Origin of the sequence: uncultured Planktomarina sp., assembly GCA_943788425.1 — a bacterium.
In the GTDB taxonomy this organism is placed as follows: Bacteria; Pseudomonadota; Alphaproteobacteria; order Rhodobacterales; family Rhodobacteraceae; genus Planktomarina.
This window is the reverse complement of sequence record CALSQF010000001.1, coordinates 281,401-293,639: the sequence shown is the minus strand read 5'-3', so window position 1 is coordinate 293,639 and position 12,239 is coordinate 281,401. Positions and strand designations below refer to the sequence as shown.

Here is a 12,239-nt window from a genome sequence, read left to right as displayed (position 1 = left end):
GGCGCGGTTATCGCCAGAAGGCAATTGTGTCGATTAGGTCAAGAAACGCGCGCGCCAGGTATAAAATTGCACTGACTTGCGCCAACAACCAATCCGCTGCAATGGCAGCAATTGCGGCGAGTGCAACATATAGAGCCAGGCCCGGGGTCATGGTCACTCCAAAGAACTATTGAAGCTGCCCCATTTTTGCTGCCAAATCAGCCATGCGCACAGAAAAGCCCCATTCATTGTCATACCATGATAATACGCGGACAGTGGTCCTGCCAACCACTTTGGTTTGATCGGGCGCAAAAATTGAAGATTCTGGTGTGTGATTGAAATCAATGGAGACTTTTGGCGCAGGATCATATCCCAAAATACCTGCCAGGTCACACTTTGCTGCGCGTTCCACCGCGGCGTTGACCTCCTCTTTTGTAACCTCGCGCGCGGCCTCAAAGGTTAGATCGACGCATGAAACATTTGGGGTCGGGACGCGAATAGCCGTCCCGTCAAGCCGCCCGGCCATTTCTGGCAAAACCTCGCCAAGGGCCTTGGCCGCCCCGGTGGAGGTTGGGATCAACGCCATGGCTGCGGCCCGAGCGCGATAAAGATCGCTGTGGCGACGGTCTAGGGTCGGTTGGTCGCCCGTATAGCTGTGGATAGTGGTCATGATTCCGCGCTCTATGCCAATGGCGTCGTTGAGCACCTTGGCGAGCGGGGCGAGGCAATTTGTCGTGCAAGATCCGTTCGAGATCATCACATCGCTGGGCAAGAGTGCGGCCTCATTGGCGCCCAAAACAATGGTGCGATCTACATTGACAGCCGGGGCTGAGATCAAGACCTTTTTGGCACCTCGCGCCAGGTGGATCTTGGCTTTTTCACCGTCGTTGAAGTTTCCGGTGCATTCCAAAACAACATCAACGCCGCTCCAGTCGAGCGTGTTGGGGTCATAGCTCGAGAACATTTTGATCGGTCCGAGCCCGAGATCCAGCGTGCCCTCGCCGACAGTAATTTCCCCATTGAACCGTCCGTGTACACTGTCATATCGCATCAAATGTGCGCTGGTTTCCAGCGGGCCGGTTGCGTTGATTTTTACAACTTCAACATCTTTGCGGCCAGAGGACACAATATGTGCCAAAACGCAGCGACCAATGCGACCAAAACCGTTAATGCCAATTTTTACTGTCACCGCTCTCACCTTTTGCAAATTCCTGCCGGTGAACTAGCAAGGTCAGAGGGGTATTTAAAGTTCAAAACCGGCTGATTTTCAACTTGTTAGCGAAAACATTTGCGTTAGCGATAACTGCTTGCGATAACACAATTTGAATCAAAATTGCGCCCGGCAAAAAGGCTGCGGTGCCTGCCGCAGCCCTGGCCGTTTTAGAGCAAAGATTTGACTTTCTGTGCAATTGCTTCTGCGGTGATGCCAAACTCTTCATAGAGCCGATCGGCAGGGGCAGAGGCGCCAAAGCCCGTCATGCCAACAAAACCAGCCTTGGACTCGCGTCCCCGTTCCCCCAGCAACCATTGATCCCAGCCCATGCGCACAGCCGCTTCCACGGCAACGCGCACTGCGCCCCCTGGCAACATACGTTTGCGGTATGCGTCATCTTGCTGAGCGAAAAGCTCCATGCAAGGCATCGAGACGACACGGGTACCAATACCTTCAGCTTGCAGCAGATCGCGGGCTTCCAGTGCCAGCGAGACCTCCGTACCGGTTGCCATCACGATTGCTTGGCGCTTGCCCTCGGCCTCGGCCAGAACATAGGCGCCGCGCGCGCTGAGATTTGCGGATTTATACGCATCACGCACCGCAGGCACGCCTTGACGAGAAAGCGCCATGACGGTCGGTGTGCTTGGCTGAGTGAGCGCCACTTCCCATGCCTCTGCCGTCTCCGTTATGTCGGCTGGGCGGAAAACCAAAGTGTTTGGCGTGGCGCGGGAAATGGCCAAATGTTCGACTGGCTGGTGCGTCGGACCATCTTCACCCAGGCCGATGGAATCATGGGTCATGACATAGACGGTTGGAACGCCCATCAAAGCCGAGAGGCGCATTGCGCCGCGGGCATAATCGGTGAAACACATGAAGGTGCCACCATAGGGGCGAATCCCGCCGTGCAGCGCCATGCCGTTCATTGCCGCAGCCATGCCATGTTCGCGGATGCCGTAGTAGATATACCGCCCAGCGCGATTTTCGGGATCAAAAATCCCCATGTCCGCTGTTTTTGTATTGTTTGAACCGGTCAAATCAGCCGAGCCGCCCACGGTTTCAGGCATCACAGGATTAACCGCCTGCAAGGTTTTTTCCGAGGCTGAGCGGGTGGCCAATTTTGGCTTGGTGTCGGCGGCATCTTTCTTGATGGCGCGGATCGCAGCGGCCAGTTTTTTTGGGGCTGCGCCAGCAAAGGCGCGGTTGAATTGCGCCTGTCGCGCGGCAGAAAGACCGGCGAACCGGTTGTCCCACTCGGCGCGTTCTGCACTGCCGCGCGCCCCAATGGTCTCCCAAGTGGCCTTTACATCGGCTGGAATTTCAAATGCTCCATAGGGCCATCCATAGCTGGCTTTCGCATCAGCCAATTGCGCCGCATCCGTAAGAGCGCCATGCCCTTTTGACGTGTCCTGCGCTGCGTGCCCCAGCGCGATATGGGTCTTACAGGCAATCATTGAGGGTTTTTTTGATTTGCGCGCCGCGGTCAAAGCCGCGTCAATGGCGACCGGATCGTGGCCGTCAATGGCTTGCACATGCCAGCCTGAGGCTTTGAAACGCTGCACCTGATCTGTCCGATCAGAGAGCTCAACCGTCCCATCTATGGTGATGTTGTTATCATCCCAAAGCACAATCAAATGACCCAGCTCATGGCGTCCTGCAAGCCCGATGGCCTCTTGGCTGATGCCTTCCATCAAGCAACCGTCCCCGGCGATGACATAGGTGTAATGGTTCTGAATTTTTTTGCCGTATGTGGCGCGTAATATTTCCTCGGCCATGGCAAAGCCGATAGAGTTGGCAATCCCTTGGCCAAGTGGACCCGTGGTTGTTTCGATGCCAGAAGCGTGGCCATACTCTGGATGGCCCGCAGTTTTCGCGCCCCATTGGCGGAAATTTCTGATCTCATCGAGCGTCATATCGGCGTAGCCGGTCAGATGCAGCAGTGAGTAGAGCAGCATCGACCCATGCCCCGCAGAGAGAATGAAACGATCGCGATCTGGCCAATTGGGGGCAGAGGCGTCAAACTTCATGTGCTTTTCGAACAGAACAGTCGCCACATCGGCCATGCCCATCGCCATACCTGAGTGACCTGAATTTGCGGCGGCAACCGCATCCAACGTCAAAGCGCGAATGGCAGCGGCTTTTTTCCAATGTTCAGGGTTCTTGGCGGCGAGTGCTTTGAGATCCACGGAGCTAACTTTCTGTAAGGGCAAACGTTGTTGCTTCCTATCAAGTGAAGAGGGAATATCAAGTAACCTGATCCATTTCTTAAAAAATGTTTCAAGTGCTGACTCTTGGACGTTAAGGTTAATTTAACCTACCCTAAGGGTGGTTAACGCGATTCGAGACAGCTGTTGATGGCAACGGCGCAGGGGTGTGAGATGAGCAATGAGTGATATTTCTGTTTTTGAACAAAGGATTACCGCTGCAATTCAGCGCATATCATCGGCGACAGAAGCGGTTTTGCCCAACGGTGGTGTAGTGGCGCCAGCACCGACCGAGACCGCTGCGCCGGAAAATGTTGGTATTGATGCTCTGGCCGCTCTTGATGCGCAGTTGTCACAAGTGATGAAGTCCAATGCGCAATTGCGCGCGTCAAATCAAGCATTGCGGGCGGCCAATGCTGAAGGTCTGGGGGATGCAAGTCTGGTCAATGCCGCGATGCAGGCAGAGATTGACACATTAACCGTGGAACGGGCCGCCGAGGCAGCGCAACTTGAAATGTTGCTGAAGGCCTTGACCCAAACCAGTGAGGAGCCGCGCGATGCCTGAAGTCACCATTAAAATCGGTCAACGTCCCTATAAAGTCAACTGCCCGGAAGGTGAGGAGCCGCAGCTGCAAAAGGCCCGGGACGCGTTAGACGCAGAGGCCAGCACTCTGCTGGCGCAAGTCGGGCGTGTGCCAGAAGCTCAGATGTTGCTAATGTCGGGTCTTATGCTTGCAGATCGTACCTTGGCTTTGCAAGAACAGCTCAGGGCCACAGAAGCAGCTCTAGAACAGGCGCAAGAGGCCCCTCGAGAAGTTTCTCAAGAAATCAAACCAGTAGAAAAAAAAGTTGAAGTTCCCGTGGTTCCGCCAGCCCTACTGGAGAGCCTGGCGGAGCTGTCCGCGCGCGCTGAAGCCGCGGCGGATGATCTGGAAGAGCGGATCGCCCAATCTGCTGATTAGCACTATGGGCTAATCTCGCGGGTTTGGTCCCGGTGGCAGGCTCAGTCGAGCCTGGTATAATTAGTCAGGTGCGTTTGCCTTGCGAATTTCATTGGCGGCATCTTGATTGTAACTGACATTATTTTCTGCCAAGAGCCCATCCAATTCCCCCGATAGGGTCATGTCGCGGACAATATCGCAACCGCCGATGAACTCACCTTTCACGTAGAGCTGTGGAATAGTGGGCCAATCGGAGTAATCTTTGATTCCCTGGCGAATGGCATCATCGGCCAGAACATTCACGTCCTGATATGCCACACCCATGTAGTTCAAGATACCAGCAATCTGGCTTGAGAAGCCGCATTGCGGCATAGAGGCGGTGCCTTTCATGAACAGCACAACATCATTGGATGTCACTGTTTCGCGGATTTGATCTTCAGCGCTCATCTTTTGGCTTTCTGTCTTTGGGCACAAATTGCTGTGCGTATTTCTGTGGGTCTTTTGGAACCCGAAAACTGCCCGAATGTCCACCTCCGGCACCGCCGGAAAAATAGTCCGCTCGAACCTCGTGATCTCCCTGACCGGGCAAGGAACCGCGGCCTTGGTCTTTTTCGTGCCGGACCACCCAAAAGGCCCTGAAAAACAACAGGATCAGTATAGCAAGGGAAAGATATGCAATGAGACCCCAGTTAAACATATCAGCTCGGTGCCTTTGTGGTCAGCGCCAGCGCATGCAACTCCCCATGCGCCCCGTCCATTTTGCCTTTCAACGCGGCGTAAACAGCGCGATGCTGTTGCACCCTATTTTTTCCTGCGAAGCTGGCATCGGTCACCTCAGCGGCGTAGTGATTGCCGTCCCCAGCCAGATCTGTGATCGTGATCTGCGCCTCTGGAAATGTCTCCCTGATCAGCGCTTCAATATTTTGTGCGGCCATGGCCATTGGGCAGTTCCTCGCTTCCTATAACTCGAAGGTAGAGCCGAGCGTTGTTCTTTTCAAGTGACCGCATTTGCGAAACTGTTGCGAAAAATCGTGCTGAGCTCCGACAACTCCGCCTGTTGCGCGCCAAAGCTGACCTGCGTGCCGCCAAAACGCCCAACACAGGTGGCCGGAACTCCAAGATTGCCAGCCGCAGCCAGAAGCGCTTCGGCCTGATCAAAGTTGCAGGCCACCAGATAGCGCGCTTGATCCTCACCAAAGAGCTCCGCAGTTCCTTCCGCATCCAGGCTAACGCCGATATTTGCGGCCTCAGCCATCTCAAAAGCAGCCAGCGCTAGACCTCCATCGGACAGATCACTACAGGCGGTAATCCAGGCGCAATTGGCGCGGATAAATTCGCCATGTTTCTTTTCAGATTCCAGATCAACAGGCGGTGCATCACCTTCCACGCGGTTAAAGACCTCGGCCAAAAGGGCGGATTGCCCAAGATGACCGATGGTTTCACCAATCAAGATCGCCATATGGCCTTCGCGGGCCAATCCTGTAATGGCGTCATCGGCATCCGCAATGAGGCCAACGGCACTGATGGTTGGCGTCGGCAGAATGCCGGACCCGTCGGTCTCATTATACAGGGACACATTGCCGGAGACGATCGGCATATCAAGAGCGGCGACAGCGGCGCCAATGCCCTTTAGCGCTCCGACAAATTGCCCCATGATTTCTGGTTTCTCAGGATTGCCAAAGTTCAAATTGTCGGTGGTGGCCAGGGGCAGGGCGCCGACCGCTGAGAGGTTGCGATAGGCCTCGGCCACGGCTTGCTTGCCCCCTTCGAACGGATTGGCCGCAACATAGCGAGGCGTCACGTCCGATGTAAAGGCCAGAGCCTTTTGCGTGCCATGAACCCGCACGATGCCCGAGCCCATGCCGGGCGTCCGCAGACTGTCGGCCATAACTTGGCTGTCATATTGTTCATATACCCATTGTTTGGACGCGTAATTCGCACTGGATATAAGCATTTTTAGACCGTCAATCGGATCAATCTGTGGCACATCTCCCAGAGGGTCAGCTGCCGGAATCTCAACCCATGGGCGGTCATATTCTGGCGCATTGCCGGAGAGGGCTTTGAGCGGCAGATCGGCTTTCACTTCGCCGTTCATCATGATCAAAAAGCGGTCTTCCGCAATTGTTTCGCCGACGATGGCGAAATCCAGATCCCATTTTTCAAAGACAGCCTTCGCTTGCTCTTCCAGCTCTGGTTTAAGCACCATGAGCATGCGTTCTTGCGATTCAGATAGCATCATCTCATAGGCCGTCATGTTCAGCTCGCGCGTTGGCACTTTTTCAAGATCCAACCGCACACCTAGATTGCCTTTGTCACCCATTTCGACCGCAGAGCAGGTCAGGCCCGCGGCACCCATATCTTGGATGGAAATCACAGCGCCAGTTGCCATAAGCTCTAATGTGGCTTCCATAAGGCGCTTTTCGGTAAAGGGGTCGCCAACCTGCACGGTTGGGCGCTTGTCTTCAATGGTGTCGTCAAATTCAGCGCTGGCCATCGTCGCGCCGCCGACCCCGTCGCGCCCGGTTTTGGCCCCCAGATAAACCACAGGCATGCCGACGCCAGACGCAGCCGAATAAAAGATCTTATCCGTATCTGCGAGCCCGGCGGCAAAGGCGTTCACCAGGCAATTGCCATTATATGCCGCATCAAAGCGCACTTCGCCGCCGATGGTCGGTACACCGAAGCAATTGCCATAGCCGCCAACACCAGCCACCACACCAGAGACCAAGGACTTGGTTTTGGGATGATCGGGACTGCCAAAGGATAAAGAGTTCATCGCCGCAATTGGGCGCGCTCCCATTGTAAAGACATCACGCAAAATACCGCCAACGCCGGTGGCTGCACCCTGGTAGGGTTCGATATAGCTTGGGTGATTGTGGCTTTCCATTTTGAAAATGACAGCCTGCCCATCGCCAATATCAACAACACCCGCATTCTCACCCGGGCCGCAAATCACCTGTGGTCCTTCCGTGGGCAGAGTGCGAAGCCATTTTTTTGAGGATTTGTAGGAGCAATGCTCATTCCACATGGCAGAGAAAATGCCCATTTCCGTAAAGCTTGGATCCCGGCCTATGATTTCCAGAATACCATCGTACTCGTCTGGGCTCAGCCCATGGGCGGCTATGAGGTCGGGCGTTATCACTGGATCTTGCAAGTTGTCATCCCCCACGGTGCAAATTTGCACCCTGTTACGAAAATTAACGAGCAGAGGGAAGGTTGGAATAGCTATTAAATGCCGCTTTTGCGCAAAAGCATGGCTGAATTGGCAAATTGGCAGCGCAACCGCCATGCGGGCCAAGCAAAAAAAAGCCGGGCACATGGCCCGGCGAAAGTCCAACAGGGAGGTGATGAGACGCGCCGATGTGCACCGATCTCATAATGTGTATCTGGGAGCGCCATTGCATCCCTGCAAGGCCTGTAAGCGCAAAGCCGCTATGCGCTCAGGGCATAGCTATTTTTGTATTTCAAGGCCGCGTTCTTCCCGACGGCGGGCGATGATCTCATCTTGGACAAAGTCACGAAAGGCCGCGATGCGGCGCGAGTGGCGCAATTCTTCTGGATAAGCAAGAAAAACGGGGACTGCTGTGTTCTCAAGCTCAGGCAAAACACGCACCAGATCTGGAAAATCATGGGTGACGTAATTGGGCAAAATTCCTATCCCAAGGTTGTTGATCACGCCTTGCAAGACACCGAAGTAATTGTTGACGGTCAAAGTGGATTTTGGGCTATACCCCATCAAATTCTGCACCAATGCGGCACTGACCGCCACTTGAGGCGCGTTCGGATTTTGGCAAATCAACCGATGATTGGCCATATCGTCGAGAGCTTGCGGCGTGCCGCGCGATTTGAGGTAGTCTTCACTGGCGTAAAGCCCCATTTCGACCGTCATCAGGCGTTTTCGAATCAAATCTGCTTGGCTCGGCTCTTTCATGCGAATGGCGACATCGGCCTCACGCATCGGCAGGTCCAATACCCTTTCCTCAAGCATCAGCTCTACATTGAGGTCCGGGTATTTTTCATAGAGCTGCGGTAAGCGGGGCGCTAGCCAAAGGGTGCCGAAACCAGTGGTTGTGGTGACGCGAAGTGCGCCAAATACTTGATCTTCACTGTCGCGAATACGCGCTGAAGCGGCATCAAGGCGTTTGCTCATGGCGCGCGTGGCTTCAAATAACAGCTCACCCTGCTCTGTGAGTATCAACCCGCGTGCATGTCGGTGAAACAATGTCGCGTCGAGCGACTCCTCAAGCGCTCTGATTTGCCGTGACACGGCTGATTGCGAAAGATGCAAAGTCCCTCCTGCATGGGTCAGCGACCCGGCATCAGCAACCGCATGGAAGATTCGCAATTTATCCCAGTCCACTGGCCCACCTCTCTGATCGCTTACGGTTGCCATAACATGCAAATTGAGACTAGGTCACGGAAATTTTCGTTGTTAGGTCATAGTTTTTGACCTAACAGTTGATTATGCATTCCAGGAGGCCGCAGACCATGCAGCACGATGTTTCACTCGCTGACAGATATGACTTGACCAAAAAACAAGTCTTGTTGAACGGCACCCAGGCTTTGGTGCGGATGATGTTGATGCAATCAGCGCGAGATCGAGCGGCGGGACATAACACAGCGGGCTATGTCACGGGCTATCGCGGATCGCCGCTCGGCGCAGTTGATTTTCAAATGACGCGCGCATCGGCGGAGCTTGAAAAAGCGCAGGTGCGTTTTCAAGAAGGGTTGAATGAGGATTTGGCGGCAACGGCCCTTTGGGGCAGCCAGCAAGCCGAGTTGCGCGGTGAAGGCAAATTTCAGGGTGTGTTTGGACTTTGGTATGGCAAAGGGCCAGGCGTGGACCGTTCCGGTGATGTCTTTCGCCATGCAAATATGGCTGGGACCTCCCGCCTTGGCGGGGTCGTGGCAGCACTTGGGGATGACCACACAGGAGAAAGTTCGACCACTTTGCACCAGTCCGAATGGACCATGATGGACAGCTTCATGCCGGTGCTGTCGCCTGCGGGCGTGCAGGAGGTGATTGATTACGGGCTCTTCGGCTTTGCCCTGTCACGCTTTGCCGGGGTTTGGGCTGGGCTGAAATGCATCAAAGACACGATTGAAGTGACCTCTGTGGTCAATGGCGATCCTCAGCGGTTGCAATTTGTCACGCCAGAGTTCGACATGCCCGATGGTGGCTTGAACATTCGCCTCATAGATACGCCGCAGGAACAAGAGGCGCGGATCATTCACCACAAGCGTCGCGCAGTACAAGCCTATGCGCGCGCTAATCGCATGGATAAGCGGGTATTGGGACAGGCTGGCGCAAAAATTGGCTTTGTCGCTGCTGGGAAAAATTGGCTCGATTTGGCCCATGCTATGCAGGTGCTCGGCATTGATAAGCAGGCGGCCGTGCGCCACGGCGTGACAACCTATAAAGTCGCCATGACCTGGCCACTTGATATGCAATCTTTTGCCGAATGGGCGGAAGGTTTGGACTGCATTGTTGTTGTGGAAGAGAAACGCAAATTGATTGAGGGCCAGATCAAAGAGGCACTCTTCAACCAAAAAGGCAGCCGCCGGGTGTTTGGGGGGCAAGATGCGCAAGGTGCCTTGCTCTTTGCCGATAGCTACGCGCTCGATCCGATAGTGATTGCACAAAAATTAGGTCACATATTGATTACTGAGGGTTGCGGCTCGGCTCGCCTAACAGGTGCCTTGGAGCGAATTGACGCGGCGCATACTGCGAATAACGGGCCCACTTTGGCCAGTCGCGTGCCATATTTCTGCTCTGGGTGCCCCCACAGCAGCTCAACCAAAATTCCCGAAGGCAGCCGCGCCTATTCCGGTATTGGCTGTCACTACATGGTGCAATGGATGGATCGGCAGACTTTGGGTTTCACACAAATGGGCGGAGAGGGGGCCAACTGGATCGGCGAGTCGCTGTTTTCCACCCGGTCACATGTGTTCCAAAATATTGGCGATGGGACCTACAACCACTCAGGCATTCAAGCCATTCGCGCAGCGGTCGCCGCTGGCACGACCATGACTTACAAAATTTTGTTCAACGACGCCGTAGCGATGACAGGCGGACAAAACAATGATGGGGGATTGGATGCGGCGCGGATCGTGCAAGAGATGCGCGGGATCGGGGTGAAAAACCTTGCTGTGGTTTATGACGAAAAAGAAGACATCTCTCCGGCAGATTTTCCAGCTGGCATTCAAATACATCCGCGTGCGCAGCTTAATGCAGTGCAAGAGGGCTTTCGGCAATTGTCTGGCGTTTCCGTTATTGTCTATGTGCAAACCTGCGCGGCTGAGAAGCGGCGCCGACGCAAACGGGGGGCCTTTCCCGATCCAGATCAGCGCTTGTTTATCAATCCAGATGTCTGCGAAGGCTGCGGTGATTGTGGGGTGCAATCCAATTGCGTCTCTTTGCTGCCCCTCGAGACCCCATTGGGGCGAAAAAGGCAGATCGATCAGTCCAGCTGCAACAAGGATTTCAGCTGTATAAATGGGTTTTGTCCCTCTTTTGCCACCGTGCGCGGCGGGCAGCTGCGCCGTCCACTGGCTCAGGTGTTGTCGATTCCGGAGGTGCCTGCTCCGGAGCTTTGCACGCTTAAAGGCACACATAATATCGTCGTTACTGGCGTGGGCGGCACTGGGGTGGTGACCATCGGTGCGCTTCTAGCGATGGCAGCGCATTTGGATGGCAAGGCGGCCGGGGTCATGGAAATGGCTGGTCTGGCTCAAAAGGGCGGTGCGGTGCATATTCACTGCCGCATCGGTGAGACACCGGAAGATATTTCCGCAATTCGCGTGGCTTTAGGGGAATGCGATGCGTTGATCGGCGGTGACCTTGTTGTCTCGGCCCAGGGCAACACTCTGGGCCTAATGGCACCTACAGGCGGCGCTGTAGTCAATCGGCACGAAATAATAACAGGGGAATTCACCCGCGATACCGGTTTTGCAATTCCGGGCGCTGATTTGCACTTAGCGCTCACTGCAAGATTGCACGAGCGCGCGCGGCTATTCAATGCGACCCTCTTGGCAGAAACAGCTTTGGGTGACACGGTCTATGCCAATATGATTTTGCTTGGCGCGGCCTATCAGCAAGGATTGCTTCCGCTCACTCAAGAGGCTTTGCTTGAGGCGATCGCGCTGAATGGTGTGAAAGTAACCCAGAATCAGCAGGCCTTCGCGCTGGGGCGTTGGGCCATGGTTGATGCTGATTTAGAAATGAAATTTGCCCGAGCAGAAGCGCCGGTTCAAGATCCAGAGGCAGCCCGACTGGCGGGGTTGCATGCCTATGGTACGGGTCGTTTGCCGCGCTATGAGGCCATGCGGAGCAAACTTGCGGGGGTAGAGGCAGGATTGCTAGAAGTGGCCTTGCAGTCCTATCACAAGCTGCTGTGTTACAAAGATGAATATGAAGTTGCGCGTTTGCTTCTGGCTACCAAGACACAGGTTGCAGAGCGATTTGAGGGAGATTACGAAATTTCATATCATTTGGCTCCACCGCTTTTGGCGCATAAAGGCCCGGACGGTCGGCCGCAAAAGCGCAGCTTTGGGGCTTGGTTTGACCCTGTAAGCCGAGGGTTGGCGCGTCTAAAGTTTTTGCGAGAAACCCCATTCGATCCGTTCGGATACAGTGCTGAGCGGCGCATGGAGCGGCAATTGATAAAAGATTTTGAGATCTTGGTCGCGCGGATGCTGCTAGAATACGAGCCGGCTCAGCTGGACATTTGGCGCGAACTTTTAGGTTTGCCGCAGAATATCCGCGGTTTTGGTCCAGTCAAACTGGCCAATGCGCAGTCTATGCAGCGGCGCTGGAAGGAGTTGCTCGATCAGCTGACAGCGGGCCGTGACACTGAGCGTTCTGCCGCCTAAGCTGCTGTTTTGAGGCATAGGAATGGTCAAGTC

At 54.7% G+C, this 12,239-nt stretch carries 11 protein-coding genes; 3 read left to right on the top strand and 8 right to left on the bottom strand.

The window, feature by feature from the left end; translation table 11 throughout:
* Positions 1–7: 7 nt before the first annotated feature.
* From ABLW18_RS01465 to tkt, 3 genes are all read right to left on the bottom strand, one after another.
* Positions 8–151 (bottom strand): hypothetical protein, encoded by a 144-nt coding sequence (locus ABLW18_RS01465; protein WP_347823110.1) that lies wholly within the window; start codon positions 149–151, stop codon positions 8–10.
* A 15-nt stretch (positions 152–166) separates the two neighbouring features.
* A complete protein-coding gene (gene gap, locus ABLW18_RS01460) occupies positions 167–1,168 on the bottom strand; it encodes a type I glyceraldehyde-3-phosphate dehydrogenase (protein WP_347823109.1) in 1,002 nt (333 codons plus the stop codon).
* Between the two features lie 191 nt (positions 1,169–1,359).
* Entirely contained in the window at positions 1,360–3,375 is a 2,016-nt protein-coding gene (gene tkt, locus ABLW18_RS01455) for a transketolase (protein ID WP_347823108.1), read from the bottom strand.
* 199 nt (positions 3,376–3,574) lie between these two features.
* Between tkt and ABLW18_RS01450 the strand changes: the two genes are divergently transcribed.
* Together ABLW18_RS01450 and zapA are read left to right on the top strand one after the other, a co-directional pair.
* A complete protein-coding gene (locus ABLW18_RS01450) occupies positions 3,575–3,958 on the top strand; it encodes a hypothetical protein (protein WP_347823107.1) in 384 nt (127 codons plus the stop codon).
* On the top strand, positions 3,951–4,355 hold the full coding sequence (gene zapA, locus ABLW18_RS01445) for a cell division protein ZapA (protein ID WP_347823106.1): 405 nt from the start codon (positions 3,951–3,953) through the stop codon (positions 4,353–4,355). Before ABLW18_RS01450 ends, zapA begins: the two co-directional genes overlap by 8 nt.
* 60 nt (positions 4,356–4,415) lie before the next feature.
* On the opposite strand, the gene grxD is transcribed toward zapA, so the two are convergent.
* The 5 genes from grxD to ABLW18_RS01420 form a co-directional block, all read right to left on the bottom strand.
* On the bottom strand, positions 4,416–4,781 hold the full coding sequence (gene grxD, locus ABLW18_RS01440; protein WP_347823105.1) for a Grx4 family monothiol glutaredoxin: 366 nt from the start codon (positions 4,779–4,781) through the stop codon (positions 4,416–4,418).
* A complete protein-coding gene (locus ABLW18_RS01435) occupies positions 4,771–5,031 on the bottom strand; it encodes a hypothetical protein (RefSeq protein ID WP_347823104.1) in 261 nt (86 codons plus the stop codon). Before ABLW18_RS01435 ends, grxD begins: the two co-directional genes overlap by 11 nt.
* A gap of 1 nt (position 5,032) precedes the next feature.
* The gene (locus ABLW18_RS01430; RefSeq protein WP_347823103.1) at positions 5,033–5,275 is read right to left on the bottom strand and encodes a BolA/IbaG family iron-sulfur metabolism protein; all 243 of its coding nucleotides are present in this window, start codon (positions 5,273–5,275) and stop codon (positions 5,033–5,035) included.
* Positions 5,276–5,328: 53 nt separating this feature from the next.
* Entirely contained in the window at positions 5,329–7,488 is a 2,160-nt protein-coding gene (gene purL, locus ABLW18_RS01425; RefSeq protein ID WP_347823102.1) for a phosphoribosylformylglycinamidine synthase subunit PurL, read from the bottom strand.
* Positions 7,489–7,785: 297 nt separating this feature from the next.
* Positions 7,786–8,694: a LysR family transcriptional regulator gene (locus tag ABLW18_RS01420; protein ID WP_347823101.1), complete on the bottom strand. Its 909-nt coding sequence runs from the start codon at positions 8,692–8,694 to the stop codon at positions 7,786–7,788.
* 128 nt (positions 8,695–8,822) lie between these two features.
* Between ABLW18_RS01420 and ABLW18_RS01415 the strand changes: the two genes are divergently transcribed.
* A complete protein-coding gene (locus ABLW18_RS01415) occupies positions 8,823–12,206 on the top strand; it encodes an indolepyruvate ferredoxin oxidoreductase family protein (protein ID WP_347823100.1) in 3,384 nt (1,127 codons plus the stop codon).
* The last annotated feature ends 33 nt before the right edge of the window (positions 12,207–12,239 follow it).